The 17482-nt window shown below is 67.6% G+C and carries 12 protein-coding genes; 4 read left to right on the top strand and 8 right to left on the bottom strand.

Annotated elements, in window-relative coordinates; genetic code table 11:
- Nucleotides 1–730 precede the first annotated feature (730 nt).
- Entirely contained in the window at nt 731–1492 is a 762-nt protein-coding gene (locus ACQEVO_RS16945) for a CPBP family intramembrane glutamic endopeptidase (protein ID WP_432914178.1), read from the top strand.
- A gap of 4 nt (nt 1493–1496) precedes the next feature.
- Here ACQEVO_RS16945 and ACQEVO_RS16940 read toward each other — a convergent pair whose 3' ends face one another.
- The gene (locus ACQEVO_RS16940; RefSeq protein ID WP_432914175.1) at nt 1497–3428 is read right to left on the bottom strand and encodes an alpha/beta fold hydrolase; all 1932 of its coding nucleotides are present in this window, start codon (nt 3426–3428) and stop codon (nt 1497–1499) included.
- 112 nt (nt 3429–3540) lie between these two features.
- The gene (locus ACQEVO_RS16935; RefSeq protein WP_432914173.1) at nt 3541–3942 is read right to left on the bottom strand and encodes a winged helix-turn-helix transcriptional regulator; all 402 of its coding nucleotides are present in this window, start codon (nt 3940–3942) and stop codon (nt 3541–3543) included.
- 119 nt (nt 3943–4061) lie between these two features.
- On the opposite strand from ACQEVO_RS16935, the gene ACQEVO_RS16930 reads away from it, so the two are divergent.
- Genes ACQEVO_RS16930 through ACQEVO_RS16920 form a run of 3 tightly spaced genes read left to right on the top strand, consistent with a single transcriptional unit; the run spans nt 4062 to nt 10004 of the window.
- Entirely contained in the window at nt 4062–6338 is a 2277-nt protein-coding gene (locus tag ACQEVO_RS16930) for an LLM class flavin-dependent oxidoreductase (protein WP_432914170.1), read from the top strand.
- Nucleotides 6335–7234: an LLM class flavin-dependent oxidoreductase gene (locus ACQEVO_RS16925; protein ID WP_432914167.1), complete on the top strand. Its 900-nt coding sequence runs from the start codon at nt 6335–6337 to the stop codon at nt 7232–7234. The genes ACQEVO_RS16930 and ACQEVO_RS16925 overlap by 4 nt, the downstream gene beginning before the upstream one ends.
- A 58-nt stretch (nt 7235–7292) precedes the next feature.
- Entirely contained in the window at nt 7293–10004 is a 2712-nt protein-coding gene (locus tag ACQEVO_RS16920; protein WP_432914165.1) for an ATP-binding protein, read from the top strand.
- 151 nt (nt 10005–10155) lie between these two features.
- On the opposite strand, the gene ACQEVO_RS16915 is transcribed toward ACQEVO_RS16920, so the two are convergent.
- From ACQEVO_RS16915 to ACQEVO_RS16890, 6 genes are all read right to left on the bottom strand, one after another.
- On the bottom strand, nt 10156–11238 hold the full coding sequence (locus ACQEVO_RS16915; RefSeq protein ID WP_432914162.1) for an MBL fold metallo-hydrolase: 1083 nt from the start codon (nt 11236–11238) through the stop codon (nt 10156–10158).
- A 76-nt stretch (nt 11239–11314) separates the two neighbouring features.
- On the bottom strand, nt 11315–12430 hold the full coding sequence (locus tag ACQEVO_RS16910) for an NAD(P)-dependent alcohol dehydrogenase (RefSeq protein ID WP_432914159.1): 1116 nt from the start codon (nt 12428–12430) through the stop codon (nt 11315–11317).
- A gap of 453 nt (nt 12431–12883) precedes the next feature.
- Nucleotides 12884–14026 (bottom strand): Gfo/Idh/MocA family protein, encoded by a 1143-nt coding sequence (locus ACQEVO_RS16905; RefSeq protein WP_432914156.1) that lies wholly within the window; start codon nt 14024–14026, stop codon nt 12884–12886.
- A gap of 169 nt (nt 14027–14195) precedes the next feature.
- Nucleotides 14196–15056 carry an alpha/beta fold hydrolase gene (locus tag ACQEVO_RS16900; protein ID WP_432914153.1) on the bottom strand — a complete coding sequence of 287 codons (861 nt, stop codon included), beginning with the start codon at nt 15054–15056 and terminating at the stop codon, nt 14196–14198.
- Nucleotides 15057–15091: 35 nt separating this feature from the next.
- Entirely contained in the window at nt 15092–16183 is a 1092-nt protein-coding gene (locus ACQEVO_RS16895) for a Gfo/Idh/MocA family protein (RefSeq protein WP_432914150.1), read from the bottom strand.
- Between the two features lie 123 nt (nt 16184–16306).
- Nucleotides 16307–17278, bottom strand: a complete 972-nt coding sequence (locus tag ACQEVO_RS16890; protein WP_432914147.1) for an aldo/keto reductase — start codon at nt 17276–17278, stop codon at nt 16307–16309.
- Nucleotides 17279–17482: the final 204 nt, after the last annotated feature.

Here is a 17482-nt window from a genome sequence, read left to right as displayed (position 1 = left end):
GAAACTGTCGGCGAGGACGCCGTCCGGGTCGCAGGTCACCGAGCCGGGCGCGGTCCGTGGCGGTCAATCCTTCGAGGCGCGTTCGGGCATCGGACTCGATTCGAAGGGTAGAGGTCATAGGTCGACCGCGAATCGGTCACCGGATCCGCCACTCTCCCGAATCGTCGAAAGCTCGAGCTCGGCGCGGGCAGCGAGGGACTGGCCGACCGCAAGTTGCCGGGCCGCAGCACCGAGCTCGAGGAGATCGCCACGGTCATCACGTTTCTGGCCGGAAACGACGCCGGTGTCGTCCGTTCGTGGGAGCCCCGTTCGATCGGACTCCCTGCCGTTGCGGCGCCCGCGGGTCCCGTCCGCAGGTCGGCGGTGGGCTGGGTTCGCGACCCGTCGGGCTTTGTACCCGACTTCCACGCCCACCGAAGTGCTCTCACAGGCACAGATCTGTCGCGCTGGAGGACCCGGGTACTTGACTGTGCCCTTACGGCATGGTTTTCACTCGCGACGTTCCAACGGACTCGAGCCGGAAGAGGTCGCTTCGATGCGTTCGCCAGGACCCCACCATTCCCGTGAACCTTCGGTGCCGGTTAACCCGGTGCCGCCCAATGTTCCGGGACGTGAGCCGTACTCGCCTGCGGCCGACAGCTCCCGGCCGTTCGGTGCGCATGTGCGGATGAGCTGGTGGAAACCGCTCGTGCTCATGATCGTGGTACCGGTGATCCTGGTCGTACTGCAGGTGCTGACCTACCAGGTCGTCGGCGTCATCGAAGGCAGCGACGACCCGATGTCGGCCACGATGACGCCGTTGAAGTTCCTGGCCATCAATCTGAGTGTGGGCGCCACCGGCGTGCTGGTGGTTCTCCTGCTCGCACGGATGAGTCAGGTGCCTTGGCGCACTCTGGTCAGCTGGCCGCGGGCGTTCGACATGCGCCGCCTCGTACGGTACCTGCTCGTCGCGGCGTTGCTGGTGGGTGCCGGGCTGGGAGTTGTGGCGCTGTTCGCGCCCGAGTCTCCGGGGTGGACGGCGTTCGGCGTGAGCGGCACAACGGTCGCGATGCTGGTGATCGTTTTGTTCACCACCCCGCTGCAGGCCGCCGGCGAAGAGCTGATGTGCCGGAGCGCCGTTCTGCCCGCTGCCGCGTCCTGGGTACGGTCGGTCCGCCCGGCCCTGGCTGTCGGGATCGTCGCCTCGGGCCTGACCTTCGCCGTGATCCATGGCTCGGCCGACCCATGGCTGTTCGGCTACTATCTCCTGCTCGGAATCTGCACCGGGCTGATGGCGGTCATCAGCGGCGGTGTCGAGGCGCCGGTCGCGTTTCATGTCGCCAACAATGTCATCACGACAACCGTCAACACGCTGATGGCGGACGGTGCGGCCTTCTCCATCGATCGTTCCACCGACACCGGGGATGCGTCCTTGCTGATTCTCGCCGCCGTCAACATCGGTATGGTCGTGTTCGTTTGGGTGCGTGAGCGGCGAGAGCGGATTATGCGGTAGCCCCTCAGGAGGCCGTCGACGCTCGTCCGCCCAGGTGTCGGGCCAGGAACCGTTCGAGGGTGCGGTACAGCTCGATATTGCTGTCCGGGTTGATGAACCAGTGGCCCTCGGCCTCATTCAGCAGGTACTCGACCTCGGCGCCGCGGGAGCGGAGTGCGTCGGCGATGCGGTCGGAGTGGCGCCGGTGGACGCGGACGTCGTTGGCGCCGTGGATGAGCAGCACCGGTGCGGTGATGTCGTCGACCCGGGTGATAGGTGAGCGGGCGAACATATCGGCTCTCTGGCGGGGGTTATCGGGGTCGCCGATGTAGCGCAGATAGCTGTTCTCGACCGAGCGCCGGGCGAACGGGACGACCGACTCGACGAGGTCGACGAGGTCGGACATGCCGGTGTAGCTGATCGCAGCGGCGAACCGATCGGGAGTGAAGGCTGCTCCGACGAGTGCGGCGTAGCCGCCGTAGGAGGAGCCGTAGATCGCGACGCGGTCCGGATCGGTGTAGCCCTGGTCGATCACCTGGTCCAGGGCGTCGATGAGGTCGTCGTGCATGCGTCCGGCGAACTGGCCGATCGCGGCCTGGGTATGGGCCTTGCCGTAGCCGGCCGATCCGCGGACGTCGACCTGCAGCACGGCGTAGCCACGGTTGGCCAGTAGTTGCACTTCGGGGTCGTAACCCCAGCTGTCGCGGTACCAGGGGCCACCGTGTACCAGCAGCACGGTGGGCAGCTTCCGGGGTTCGATCCCGGTAGGCAGGGTGAGGTGGCAGGGCAGAGTCAGCCCGTCGCGGGCGGTGAGGGTGATCGGGGTGACCGGGGCCAGCCGGCCGGGGTCCAGGTGCGGGAACGGCCGGAACAGGCGGCGCGCCCGGCCGGTGGCGTGGTCGTAGAACCAGGTGACTCCGGGATCGCGGTCGTGGGTGAAGTCGACGACCCAGCGTTGCGCGGTGGAATCGCAGGACACGTGGGCGAGGTCGCCGTCGGACAGCTCCGCCAGCCGGGGCAGTACCGTGGCGAAGTGCGGGTCGAGCGCGTGGATCTCCTGGCGGGCACCGAGGTAGCGGGCGCCGAGTAATTCCCCGGTGCCGGGGTGCAGGATCAGCGACGACGGGAAGCGGGGGTCGGCCTCGGGGCGGGGGGTGTCCAGGTCGAATACGGGGTGGCTGTCCACCTCTGTCTGCTCGCCGGCCGACAGGTCGAGCCGGACCAGGCGGGTGCGGTCCGAACCGCGCGACGAACCGATCCAGAGTCCGGTCCCGTCCGGAGTGAGAGCCGCTGGGAGGACCCCGAACAGGACGTCGGTGCCCGGGAACCGGGCGATCGGTCGCCGGCGGTCGCCGTTCGTCCATTCCGACAGAATATGGTCACCTCCCTCCGCCATCGTGAAAACCAGCACACGGTCCGGTGTGTGCAGCCATTGCACGACATCGCCGGGGTTCTCCGCGATCGAGGTCAGCCGGCCGGTCGCCAGATCGAGTTCGAACAGGTCGGCCAGGTCAGGGCGCCGTTTGTTGAGGTGGACGAACGCCGTCCCCGGCCGGTCCGGTGGAAGCTGTGCGCCGAGCAGCCGCACACCCTCGAAGGGAGTCAGGTCGATCGCGGACTCGTCGGGCCGGCCCGGGTCCACGCGGTGCAGGTGCCAGTTCTCGTCGCCGTCGGTGTCCTGCTGGAACAGCAGGTAGCGGCCGTCGACGGTCCAGAAGAAAGTGTCGATGTTGCGCCGCGTGTCGGAGGTGACGCGCCGGGCGCCCGAGGCATCGACGCCGGGTACGTCATCGAGGGCGGCCCAGTCCGAATCCACCTCGCGCAGGAACACATTGAGCCGGCCACGCCACGGGGCAAGGTAGGCGACGGTCCTGCCGTTCGGGGACAGCCGGGCGCGGCTTCGGGTCGGTGGACCGAAGAACTCCTCGACGGCGATCAGTTCCGACGGGGATGTCATCGACAGCCCTCCAGGTCGACGGGTGTTCACTCCCCGAGTACAGACCCTGACGTCGCGGCATGCTCGAGTCCGCCCGGCGTGATCTCGGTCAATGGGTCCGAAACAGGTGAGGTCACGAGCTGGGACGTATGTCCTCATCCTCGCTCGTGGCGCTCCATTCGACGAGGGGGTGCAGAACACGCATCAGGTCGGCGCCTCGTTCGGTGGGCCGGTACAGGATCTGAACCGGTGTCGTCGGCACCACGACTCGCTCGATCAGTTGGTGGCCCTCGAGTTCGCGGAGGCGCTGGGACAGTAGCTGATTCGAGATCCCGGTGATCCGTGAGCGGTAGTCGACGAACCGGCGAGCCCCCCGCATCGCCGCCAAGAGCACCGCGGCCGTCCACTTCTTGCCCACGAGTTCGACCGACCGCTGAAAACTGCGGCACACGCCGTCGTCGATGTGCTCGTAGATGTCCGGCCGGTTCTGGCCCGGGGGAGTGAAGGATTCGCCGGACGGTGGGGAACTGGCCATGCGGCAAGAATACCAGAGCGAGTCATTTTTTATGACTAGGTCACATCCCGCTTGTTGTCCGTGGCCGTTGGTGTGCACCCTTCTGTCATGAATGCACGCCCTGCCCGTCACGGTGCGCTGTGAACTACGGACACCGGCTGAGATTCGGGCTGCGCCTGCCCGCCGACACCGGCTGCGAACCCGGCCGTCCGGTCGAATGGGCGAGCCTGGCCGAACAACAGGGGCTGGATCTGCTCGTCGTTCCGGCCGACACCACCGAGGGCTCCGGCCTCGACCCGTGGACCGTGTCGTCGTGGGTCGCAGCGACCACGAGCTCGCTCGGATTGTCGGTGGAAGCAAAGCCCACCCGTCACCCGGCGATGCTCGCCCGGGCCGTCGCAAGCCTGGACCACCTCACCGAGGGCAGGGTCGATCTGACTCTCCCGGCGGGTCCGGCATCGGCCGGCTCCGGGCCGATGAGCCCGGGGCGCGAGGCGCGGTGGCCGGCCGACGATACCGACGCGGCACTCAGCGAAGCGATTCATGTCGTCCGCGAGCTGTGGAATGTCCTCGACCGCGGCCTCGGCCGATTCGCCGGCCGGTTCTACCACCTCGCGGGGGCGCAGAAGTCGGCACCCGCGCACGACGTGCCGATCGTCGTGGACGGCCAGGGCCGAAACGTGTTGCGGCTCGTGGGAAAGCAGGCTGACGAATGGTCGACGAGCGGGTGGGATATGGCCGCTCTCGCAGCGGGCAACCGGGCGATCGACGAGTCGGCGCGGGAGGCCGGCCGCGATCCCCGCGAGATCCGCAGAAGGGTCACGATCCGAGGTGACTTCGGTGAGCGCACAGGCATATTCACCGGCACTGCCGCCGACTGGGTGACCGATCTGCTGCCACTCGTCGTCGAACACGGAGTGGGCACCGTTGTGCTCGACACCGCCGATCGAGAGGTCGTGGCCATGTTCGCGACCGAGGTCGTTCCCGCCCTGCGGGCGGCCACGGCAGCAGCCCTGCCGCGTGAGTGGCCGAGCGCACGGGTCCGCCGATCCGCGGCGCTCGCCAGGCGTCGTCCCGGGATCGACTACGACGGTGCTCCAGGGGAAATGGCCGAGGTCGTCGAGCCCGGAGACCTGGCCTACGCTCGGCTGCGGTCCGGATACCTGCGGGGCGGCGCGCCCGGGATCATCTTGCGTGCCGAGACGAACGAGCAGGTGGCACAGGCGGTAGCGTTCGCCCGTCGGCACCCCGGTGTGCCCCTGTCTCGCCGCAGTGCCGGGCACGGGATCTCCGGACGTTCCACCAACGACGGCGGGATCGTCATCGATGTATCGCTGATGAACACGATCGAGGTGCTCGACGAGAAGACGCGGCGAGTGCGCATCGGGCCGGGGGCGCGCTGGGCCGAGGTGGCGGCCGCGCTGGAGCCGCACGGGTGGGCGTTGAGCTCGGGCGATTACGGCGGGGTCGGAGTGGGGGGCCTCGCGACGGCGGGGGGAATCGGGTACCTCGCGCGTGGGCACGGGCTGACCATCGACCGCCTGCGGGCCGTGGAGATCGTGCTCGCGGACGGCTCGACCGCAAAGGCCGGCGATTCGGAGAACTCGGATTTGTTCTGGGCTGTTCGGGGCGCGGGCGCGAACTTCGGGATCGTCACCGCCTTCGAGTTCGAGGCCGACGAAGTCGGGGCGGTCGCATTCGCCCAGATCACTCAGGACGCGAGCGACCTCGAACGCTATCTCGTCGAGTGGGGTCGCGTGGTCGAGAACTCACCCCGGGACCTCACCAGCTTCGTTATCGTGCCCCCTCCGCGGGCCGGCCGACCGGCCTTGGCGCTGAGTCGCACCATGGTCGACGCCGCGGATCGCGAGACCGTTCTCGCTCGGCTGGAGCCGCTGGCGGCGATCTCGCCACTGTATGCCCAGGACGTCGTCATCTCGTCGTATGCGGCCGTGATGGACAACGCGAGCGACGACGCACCGGTTTCGCACGGTGAACCGGTCTCCCGCAGCGGTCTGCTCCGGCACATCACCCCGCAGTTCGCCGCGGTGGCTGCCCGCGTGCTCCGCAGCGGCGCGATCGGATGGTTCCAGCTCCGCTCGGTCGGCGGGGCCGTCGCAGATATCCCCACGGATGCCACCGCCTACGCCCACCGCGACGCGAACTTCTCGCTCGTGGTGATGGGCGGTATCGACGAGGTGGTCGACGAGGCGTGGGACCGCCTGCGCCCCTTCCTCGATGGTCTCTACATCAGCTTCGAGTCCAGCCTCCGGCCCGGACGTCTCGCCGAGGCATGGCCCCCACGAACTCTGTCCCGGTTGCGTGAACTCAAGACCGTTTACGACCCCGAGGGTGTGTTCGGCGACAACTTCGCCCTCACTCCCGCGACGAATACCCCAGGAGGAAGAGACCGATGACCGACTACGGCCACGCCCTTTGGTTCGGCAGTTTCGTCACCCCCGCCGCCCGCCCGCCGCAGAAACCGGTCGAGCTGGCCCTGACGTCCGAGCGGGCCGGGCTCGACCTCGTCAGCTTCCAGGACCACCCGTACCAGGCGGCGTTCCAGGACACCTGGACCTTGATGTCGTATGTCGCGGCACGCACCGAACGGATCCGGATCAGCGGCAATGTGCTGAGCCTTCCGTTGCGCCCCCCGGCTGTGCTGGCCCGCGCCGCCGCGAGCCTGGACCGGCTCACCGGTGGACGGGTCGAGATGGGTATCGGTGCCGGTGCGTTCTGGGACGGCATCGTCGCGATGGGGGGCCGGCGGCTTGCCCCCGGAGACGCAGTACGGGCGTTGGAGGAAGCCGTCGGGGTGATCCGCGGGGTGTGGGCTACCGACGAGCCAGGCCCTCTCGAATTCCAGGGAGAGTTCTATGCCGTGGCGGGCGCGAAGCGCGGACCCGCACCCGCCCACCCGATACCGATTCGTATCGGGGCCTACAAGCCGCGCATGCTGCGACTGACCGGCCGGATCGCCGACGGCTGGCTGCCTTCGCTCGGCTACCTGCCCGCCGGCCCCGCATCACTGGCCGCGATGAACGAGCAGATCGACGAGGCCGCATCCGCCGCCGGTCGCGAGCCCACCGCGGTGACCCGTGCGCTCAACCTGAGCGGCCGATTCACCGGCGCCGGCGGCGGCATGTTCGAAGGAACTCCCGGTGACTGGGCTGAACAGATCGCCGATCTCGCTCTCCAGTACGGAGTTTCCGGATTCATCCTGGCCTCGGACGACCCTGCCGATCTGGACCTTTTCGGTCACGAGGTCGCGCCGCGAGCCCGCGAGCTCGTCCGGTCCGAACGCACGGCGTGACGAGGTGTGCCCTGGCCAGGACGGTGGCGCAGCTCCCACCGCGGGACCGTCGGCGGAATTGTATGGGCGGCGGCAGGAAACCGCGGTTCTCGACGAACTTCTCTCGCGGGCCCGCGACGGGACCGGTGGCGCGCTCGCGCTGTGGGGCGAGCCGGGTATCGGAAAGTCTGCCCTGCTTCGATACGTTCACGAGCAGGCCGCGGATTTTCTCCGGCTGAGCTATCAGGCCACCCGGCCCGAGTCGGATCTGGACTTCGCGGGGCTGCACGGACTGCTGCGGCCGGTGACCGATCGCGTCGAGTCGTCGGTGGCGGGTCGAGCTGCGTCATTGCGGGATGCGCTCGGATCGAACAGTGGGCCGGTGAACCGGCTGCTGGTCGGCTCGGCCGTGCTCTCATTACTCGGCGGGCTTGCCGAACAGCAGCCGGTGCTCGTCGTCGTGGACGACGCGCAGTGGCTCGATCAGGCCAGCGCGCTGTGCCTGGGAATCGTTGCCCGACGAGTCTGGGTAAATCCCGTGGTGGTCGTGCTCGCCGATCACAGTGACCCGGCTACCCGGCCGTGGGAGGGCATACCCGACCTGCGGGTAGCGGGCCTCACCGACGAGAGCGCACGGCAGCTTCTGGCGACCGTGGCGCCCTACACCGACGGGCCGACGGTTCAGCACATGGTCGAGCAGTCCGGCGGCAACCCCCTGGCGTTGGAGGAGCTGGCCGTGCTCGAGGGTGTCCGTGACAACGCCGAGTGTCGGCAGGATTGCGGGCGGCGACTCGTCGGGCCCCGCCTGCAGCGGGCCTTCCGCGCGGGGATCGAGGCTCTCAGCCCCGCGGCTCAGCTGCTGACGGTGCTCGCGGCGGCCGAGGACCACGGCGACCGGCTCACGGTGCAGCGAGCCGGTTGCGCTTCGGGGGCTGACGAGGCCGCCTGGGAGGAGGCGACCAACGCGAGCCTGCTCCACGTCGCCGGCAACCGAGTCGGGTTCCGGCATCCCATCGTCGGCACAGCCGTCTACGAGGGTAGTGGTCCCGCGGCACAGCGACGGGCGCACCGCATATTGGCCGCCGCACTACCGGACGACGCGGAGAATCGCGCCTGGCACCTCGCCGCCGCGGCGCATGACCGCGACGAGGACGTCGCGATGTTGCTCGAACGGTCCGCGGAGCGCTCCCGGCTCCGCGGGGACACGACCGCGGCGGAACGGGCGTTGCGCCGGGCCGCCGAACTCTCGCCTGCACCGCTCGACGCGTCACAACGGCTGGCCGCGGCGGCCCGGGTTTCGTGGGATTCCGGGCGGGTGGCCACCGCTGAATGCCTGCTCGATGACGCGCAACGGCTGGCACCCGGGGCTCATATCGCCCGGCGTAGCCGGGGCTTGCGAGGTGTCATCGAACTCGCCCGAGGAATGCCCGAGCTGGCGCATCACTACCTGATCACCGATATGGCCCGAGTCGCGGATCCGGACACGGCACTGGAACTGGGCACGATGGCCATGCGCGCCGGTTGGTCGGCCGGGCGTAGCGATCTGCAGGCCCGGGCGGCCGAGCTGTCGGTCGGGCTCGACACAGCGAATCGGGCTGCGTTACCCGCCCTGCTGACCTGGTGGAGTGACGACGTACCGGCCGCCCCGGCAGCGGCTGCTGTGCCCGATGCCGAGGATATGGTCGCGCGGGCCCGGACCACGATGTTGGGGTTGCTTCCGCCGGCGCCGCTCGGACTGGCCTGGGGTATCGACAGGCCGATGGGGGATGCCCTGCGCCGCCGAATCGCGTATCTGCGGCGCACTTCCGAGCCTGCCCGACTTGCCGGCGCGCTGGCTCGGACCGCGATGCTCGACAGCTTCGCCGGTCGCTGGGCAGAAGCAGAATCCTCGGCGACCGAAGGGCTGGGGCTGGCCGAGGATATGGGCGCCGATCACATCGCCTCCCAGTGTCGCAACTGCCTGGGTTGGCTCGCTGCCGCACGTGGTGACGAGCGTCTGGTCGCCGAGGTCACCGCCCGTACGCTGGATACTTCACTCCCGCAGGGTGTTCGAGCGTTGAGCGCGGCCGCCTACTGGAACCGCGGGATGGCGTTGCTGTTCCACGAGCGTCCCGAAGATGCGCTGGAAATCCTGATCCGGCTGGCCGAGCCGGGGCATGACGCGGCGCACTCGACCTATGCGCTGTTGTCCGCTCTCGACACCGCCGAGGCGGCCGCGCACGCCGGAAGACACGAGATCGCGGAGGAACGGGTGCGGGCACTCGAAGCCTGGGCGCGGCGCACCGGAGCGCCATGGGCTCGGACCGCCGCGCATATCGGTCGAGCGCTGCTCGGCGGCCCCCGTGCCGAGGGTGCCTTCCGGGCCGCGCTGGACGTGCCGGATGCCCGGTCGTACCCGCTTCTGCACGCTCGCGCGCAACTGTTCTATGGCGAGTGGTTGCGGCGCGACCGGCGGCGGACCGACGCACGTATCCAGCTCGCGGGCGCCGCCGCGGTGTTCGATCGGCTCGGGGCCGCGCCGCTGCGCCGCCGTGCCCAGCGCGAGCACGATCTCACCGGCCCCCCGGGAAGCCGGGTCAGCCTGGATGTCAGGGAGGTGAACCGACTCACCGCCCAAGAGCAGCGGGTCGCCCGATTGGCTGCCGAACAGCTGACGAATCGCGAAATCGCCGCCCAGCTGCGGATCAGCCACCGAACGGTGGGCCACCATCTCGGCAACGTGTTCGCCAAACTCGGCATCGCCGCGCGGACGGAGCTGAGCTGCGCCCACGTCGGCTGCGAGTCGGGGTGAGCGCGGGCACGCGGCGGCAAGCCGCGCAGGCTGCCGACGGCGGCGACGACGGGACGCAGCCACCACCGGGACCCGTGACGACACTGAGCGGTGCGACGGGCGAACACGGCCCTGTCACACCGCTCCGGTCGTTGAACTGTTCAGGACGGCGTCAGGTCAAGAAGACCGGGGGGTTCTCGCCCCGTAAACGGTAGTCCGGTCGAGGGCGTTCCAGCCGGATCGACTCCAGCACGGTGTATGCGTGGTACTTGGTCTGAGTGGTCGCACCCGCCAGACGTTCCCACCAGAGTTGGCCGTTGCTGGTTTTCTTCTCGAGGACGTGCCGGGTGGTGTAGTTCGCCATCGAGTTGATCCAGTTCTCGGTGCCGACGAAGATCCTGTCCCAGCCTGTGCTGCTGACGATATCGGCCAGCGCGTCCGAGCGACTGAACTGCTCGACCGCGGCCGTCGCCCCCGCGAGTACGTCGGCGAAGTACTCCACGCACAGTTTCACCTGTTCGTAGGTGCCGTAGTGCATATGGTGCCCGCCGATGAAGAAATCGAAGTCGTATTCGAGAATCTGCGAATGCGCCTCGTACCAGCCGGAAATATTCTGCGAGGCATCACAATGCATGAATGTGACGCTGCCCGGACTCACGATGTCCACCGCGGTGAGCACCTTCTGCTGCGGCGCGTAGATGAAGATATTGCCCGGGCAGTGGTTCTCACCCTTGTAGGAAAGATGCAAGCTCACCCCGCCGACAACGAGCACGAGCTCATCATCGAACGTTTTCGTCGGCAGCGGACGCTTAGGGTCGGGAAAGCGTTCCAGCAGTTCCTTGGTGATGCGGTGGGCGACGATCTCGACGTCGGGACCGAAAACGGAAGCCGCCCCGATGTGATCGGCGTGCCAGTGGCTGTAGATCACGTGGGTCACCGGTTTGTCGGTGACATCCTCGATCGCCGCCAGCATGTTCTCGCCCAGCGTCGGCGGCGCGTCGATCGCGACCACGCCCTCTTCGGTCACCACGAATCCGGCGTCATAACCGGCGCTGGTGACCCAGTAGAAACCGCCGCGCAGTTCCTCGACGTGGTAGCCGTACTTTTGAAAGTGCTCACTCTCGAAATAGGGAGGGTAGTACCCCTGAGGGTCCGGCGGGTCGTCCGGACCGACTCGCGGGAACCCATAATTGTCGATCCCGTAGAAGCCCGAACTGTTGTCGACGTTGATGGGTTTCTGACTGTTCTGGCACATTCGGAGAGATGCCTTTCCCTTGTCTTCTCTGGTCGTGAAATATCGGAGCGCTGCGGGCGCTCGGCCGGCCGGCCGGCTATCCCGCGGACGCGAATCGAAGAATCGCTTTGGTGACGCGACCCGAGCCTGCGTCCTCGAACGCGGTGTTGATATCGGCGAAGTCGTAGAAGGACAGCAGCCGGTCGATCGGGAACCGGCCGGCTCGATAGAGTTGGGCAATTTCGTTGATCAGCAGCGGAGAGACGGCGTCGCCCTGGATGATGCCCTGCAACGATCGGCCGAGCGTGAGCCGGCCCGCGTCGATCACCGCGCCCGCGCCTTCGTGGAACGCCACGAAGCCGAAACGGCCCATCGGCGCCAAGGCCCCGACTCCGGCGTCGAGGTTTTCCTTGCGGCCGCTGGTGTCGAGGATGTACTCCAGGCCGCGTTCGTCGATCGCGCGCAGCGCGCCGGTCAGATCCTCGACTCGGCCGGGGTCGACACAGTGTGTCGCCCCGAGTTCGCGCGCGAGCTGCAACCGGCCGGCGTCGACGTCGACGGCGACGATGGTGGTCGCACCCGCGACGTGCGCCGCCATGACTGCTGCCAGGCCCACGGCACCCACGCCGAAAACGGCGAAGGAGGCCCCCACGGGAACAGCGAGAGCCTCGAGTACGGCTCCCGCGCCTGTCTGCACTCCGCAACCCAGCGGAGCCATGACCTCGAGCGGCAGGTCACGGGGGACTTTGATCGTATTCCGCTGGTGGGTCAGGGCGTACGAGGAGAAGGAGGACTGGCCGAAGAAGTGGCCGTGGGGCTCAGGGCCGCGGGCGACGTGCAGGCCGTTCGAGCCATCCAGCCGGGCACCGGCGAAGTTGGCCGCCCAGACGTTGTCACAGTAGGCCGCGTGCGAGGAAAGGCACGGCTTGCAGTGGCCGCACGAATGGTAGGAGAGGACGACATGGTCGCCGGGCCCGACGGTGGTGACGGCGGCCCCCACCCGCTCGACAACTCCCGCGCCCTCGTGCCCGAGCACCACCGGTAACGGAGTCGCCATTCGTTGCGCACGCACGTGTGCATCGGTTGCGCATATTCCGGCCGCGACAATGCGGACGAGTACCTCGTCGGGGCGCGGGTCTTCGATCTCGATATCGCGGAATTCGAACGGCCCGTCCTTGATTTCCAGGACCGCGGCCAGTGCGGACGTCGTCATATGTTGTCGGCCTCTTGCGCGGCGCCACCGGCGCCGAGGTGGCAGAGGACAGGAATCACAGCTACTCCCAGATCGAGTTCCCGTGGCCGCAGGGGGCCTTTAACGTGTCCGAATTTACTTCGGCCACCAGCACTTTCGGATCGGTCGCCATATCGGTCACAGTCCGATATCCGCCGGATGTGTTTTCCGAACCCGGACGGTCTCGCGCCGGTCGCAACCCTCGAACGAATCCGTTGACGAGGCCCTCGGCGGCGGGTAAGTAGCAGAGGCGGTGTCGACGCGCGGCCGCTTATCGCTGTCCGGCCCATGGCGATCGACCGCGCTGTTCGGTGCGGCCGAGAGCCGCCCGGACAGCGCTGTACCGGTTTGCGCGGCTCGTTCGATCCGGGCGATCAGGCGGCTGTTGTGGACGGCGTGGCCGAATCGGTCCGGCGCCAGTGCCTCTCCCGGGTTTCAGAGATTGGAGTTCATTCGGTCGGGGCGGGACAGATGCTGCCGATGACCTGTTTCAGCGGCCCGTCTGATCGCTTCGAGCACCCGGTGGCGATCGAGTGCGACCGCGAAGTCCGGCGCATTGGCGGTTCCGTCGCGGAGGTCGGCGGCAAACTGGGCGTAGAGGCGGGCGACCCCCGCTGCGGGTGCGTCGAGTTGCAGGTCGGGAGCCGCATAGGCGGGGGGGACCTGTAGCACTTGGACAGGCTCGCTGCCGCGGCGCAACGTGATGGTGAAATCGGTGAAATGGATGTAGCCCGACGCCGACTCCACACGCAGACTGCCCTCGGTGCCCTGGATCTCCCATACCATCGCCGAGCCGGCAGACTGCCCGGCGCTGTAGTGCAGCGACGTGACGATCGCGCCTTCGAGAACGCCGGCGACGACGATCTCATCTGGCGCGTCCCTCGGCAGCGTCGCGCCATCGGAGAGGCGGACGCCGTCACCGCGCTGGTTGGCCACGACGGCGGACAGACTCTCGAACGTGCCGAGCACGCGCGCGAGCGGTTCGAGCCCGTGGCCGAGCATGATACTCAGCAGCGTGGCGCCATGCTTTGCGCGAGCCATATACTCGACCGGCGGGTCATATCGGCCGACCCACATGTCGTCGGCCAAATGCGCTCGGATGCTCGTGCTGAGCGGCTTGCCGATCACGCCTTGCGCGATGAGGTCGCGAAGGAAGAGGATCGGCGGGTGCAGGCCGCCCTGCAACCCGACAACCGTCCGCAGCCGCCGCTCGCGGGCAAACCCCTCCAGCGCTTCGGCTTCCGAGAGGTTTCTTGCGAGCGGCCATTCGCAATAAACCATCTTGCCCGCGGCCAGCGCGTCGGAAACAATCTGCTTGTGCTCCGGCACCTTGACCGCAACCACCACCAGGTCGACCTCCGGTCGCACGACCAGAGCCTCATGTGTGTCGAAGGCGAGATCGGCGCCCAGTCGACGAGCGGTCGCGTTCGCGCTCTCCATACGAGTCGTACTGACGGCGCGGATCTGGAACGCGTCGAGCGCCTGCAGCGCCGGGACGTGAGCAATTCCGCCCCAGCCCCGATCGGCACTGGCCCCGATAAGGCCGACGCCGATCCGGGTATTTGGTGAATTCGTCATATAGGGCGCTCCTGCCTTGTGCAGCCCCGGCAATGCTCCCCGGGCTGCGTCACGATGATTCGTTTCCGGACAACGGCGTGGGCACTCGGGCTCACCATGGCGAGCGAGCAATTATTGCCGTTCGCGTAGCGGCCGCGGGGTTTGAGCCCGAGTGACCCAAGCGCAGGTTTTACACGTGAGCCCAATGGGCCTCGAGTTCGCGCGCGACATCGGCCGGACGCTCTATCATCGGCCAGTGCGAGCTGCGCAGCTTGAAGACGGCACGTGCGCGTGTGGCATTACCGAGTTCGTCGGCGAAGCGGTGCGGAAGAAACGGATCGTCCAGGCCCCAGATCACCAGCGCCGGCGCGGTCACATTGCTCAAATCTGGCTTCCACTCCGCCCCGACCTCGATCGCCGAACGGTAAAGGGCGAGAATGCTTGCCCTCATAGTGGCATCGAGATGCCGGACCGATTCGTTTGCCGCGTCGCGCGGCATCTGCGCCTCGTTGAGGCTTGCTGCGAACGCCTCGAGGTCGAGGTCCGCCATCCATTGCTCGCCCTCGCCTGGCGTTTGCCAGATCTTGGCAAGATAGTGCCACGGATACTCCGGATCGATCGGCCCGCTGATGCCTGTCCATGTCCGCACCAGATCTGGTCGGATAGACGCGAGACGGCCCGTCAGCAGAGACCCCCAATCATGACCGACCAGGTCGACGGGTTCGCCGATTTCTTCGATCTTCTTGATAAGCCAATCGAGATACTCTTCTTTCGTCGACGTGAATCCCACTGGTAGGGGTACGCCGAACCCGGGGAGATCGATCGTCACGATATCTTCGCGTTGAAGATAGGAACGGACGGTGTCCCAAAGCCGGTGGGTATCAGGTACACCGTGGACGAGGACTGCAGGCATTTCGGATTCTCCAATTGATTGTTGTCGTGGTCGAATGGCCGGTCGGCCGAGTCGGGGAAGGAGGATGACTTTGCCCTTCAGCGGGTCCGAACCTATGTCGGCCGCCCGTGCCCGCGGATCGGTCGCCGTATCCGTCACGGCAGTAATGCACGGTGTCGCGAGGTGCGGTGGCGTCAGTGCCGGACGCCGGTCCGGGCGGCTTGTTCGACTCGGGCGATGAGACGGCTGTTGTGGGCGGCGTGCTGGAAACCCGGGGTGTGGTGGGTGCCGTTTGTGATGTCGCGGGCCAGGCCGGCGTAGACCTCGCCGACGTTGATGGAAGCGCCCGTCCAGATGTTGGCGGCGGTGGGTCCCGCACCGGTGGCGACCGGGCGGTCGGGCGCGGTGAAGTCGACGCTCGACGAGAGGGTGAGGTCGCCGACCTGAACGCCCGCGGGGTGGTCGCCCGTCAGCTTCAGCCGGCCCTCCGATCCGCGTACTTCCAGACTGAAGTGGGCGTCGGAGGCGGGCACGCCCGCCAGGATCTGCACCCCGACCGGCGCCCCCGAGGAGGTCTTGGCGATGGCGTCGAGGTGATCCGGGACCTCGCGGACAGATATCGCGCCGGTGTCGACCAACTTCACCTGGGGCCAAAGGAGTTCGGTGCGGGCGTCGATCTCGGTGATGTCGCCGAGAACGGCCTCGACCACATCCAGGACGTGGCCCGCGGCAATGGTGAGGAAGCCGGCTCCGGACGCTGCCTTGTCGAAGTACTCGTACGCGCTCACCGATTCCGGGCCGTTGCCGAAGGTCGTCGCGGCGACTCGCGCCGAGAGCAGCCGCCCGAGCCGGCCCTCAGCGATGATCTCCGCCGCGCGGCGTACCGAGGGGTTGAGTCGGCCCTGCAGGCCGATCGCGGTGTGCAGCGAGCCTGCCGCCTCGGCCATTTCTTCCGCCTGCGCGACGGTCGAGCCCAGTGGCGACTCCGAATACACGGCCTTGTTCGCTGCGAGCGCCGCCAGCACGAGCTCGCGGTGAGCCGGCACCTTGACCGCCACGGTGACGAGGTCGATCGACGGATCGCCGATGAGCTCGAACGGATCGGCGTACCAACGTCGGGCGCCGAACGCCTCCGCAGCGCTGCGAGCGCTCCCCGCATGCCGTGTCGCCACGGCCGCGAGTTCGAACGCCGGCTGGGCCGCCAGCGCGGGGATATGCGATGCCCCCGCCCAGCTCGCCTTCGTGTCCGCACCGATGATGCCGACACGAATCACATTGCTTGCCATGATGTAAAGCTCCATTCATCCATAGACAAAATCTGGGGCGACCTGCCGGCGCGCTGCTGACTACCTGGGCCGCGAGCGCTGTACCGGAAGATCCTGCGCGGCGACCCCGCACCGCACGTTTTTTCAACGGTCGACGGCGGCCATGTCGGGCTCCGCATGGCGGTCACCGGACGCAGGTGGCAGGTTGTTCAGCCGGGCGATCTGATCGGCAGTGAGCCGGATACCGTCGGCGGCGCTGTTTTCTTCGAGCCGGTCGACTCGCTTGGTCCCCGGGATGGGTGCGATGCCGTCGCCCTGTGCGAGTAACCAGGCCAGAGCGACCTGCGCAGGTGTGGCAGCGATGTCGTCGGCGACTTCGCGTACCTCGTCGGCGATACGCAGGTTGCGCGTGAGGTTTCCGCCGGTGAAGCGGGGATTGGTGCGACGCCAGTCGGCGGCGTCGAGGCCATCGAGGGAGCGGATGCGACCGGTCAGGAAGCCGTGCCCCAGGGGCGAGTAGGGGACCAAACCGATCCCGAGCTCACGCAACGTGGGTAGCACTTCGATCTCGGGGTCCCGGGTCCACAGTGAGTACTCGGATTGGACGGCTGTCACTGGATGAACCGCATGGGCCCGGCGGATCGTCGCCGCGGCGGCCTCGGAGAGCCCGATGTGGCGCACCTTGCCCGCGGCTACCAACTCGCTCAACGCTCCCACTGTCTCCTCGATGGGAGTGCCGGGGTCGACCCGGTGCTGGTAGTACAGGTCGATGTAGTCGGTTCCGAGCCTGCGCAGCGACCCGTCGACTGCTGCGCGGAGGCTGGCCGGAGTGCTGTCCGGGCCCGGACGGCCGGTGTGCGAGATCAGGCCGAACTTGGTCGCGAGAACGACGTTGTCCCGGCGGCCCTTGACGGCGCGACCCACCAATTCCTCGTTGATGTAGGGCCCGTAGACCTCGGCGGTGTCCAGATGTGTGACGCCGAGATCCACGGCGCGCTGAATGGTACGAATCGACTCGGCCTCGTTCCGGCCGGCGCCGGTGTAGAACGCCGACATTCCCATGGTTCCGAGGCCGATGCGCGAGACCTCCATCCCGCCCAGCGATGTGAACTGCATCGGGTTGTCCCTTCCTGGATCCACTCGCACGTTCCGCATTTCGATGCGAAACCGATCTCGGCGCCGCCGACAGACGCGTGACGGCTCCGGTGACACAGAGCACCACCGACGGTTACGTGATCAGCCGGCAGCGCGAAGAACTTGATGCATCAAGAACTACACACTTGAACTTGACCTGTCAAGAAGTCCGGTTAGGCTGGCCGC

Origin of the sequence: Nocardia sp. CA-290969 (assembly GCF_050936135.1) — a bacterium.
In the GTDB taxonomy this organism is placed as follows: domain Bacteria; phylum Actinomycetota; class Actinomycetes; order Mycobacteriales; family Mycobacteriaceae; genus Nocardia.
This window is presented reverse-complemented; position numbering and strand designations above follow the sequence as displayed.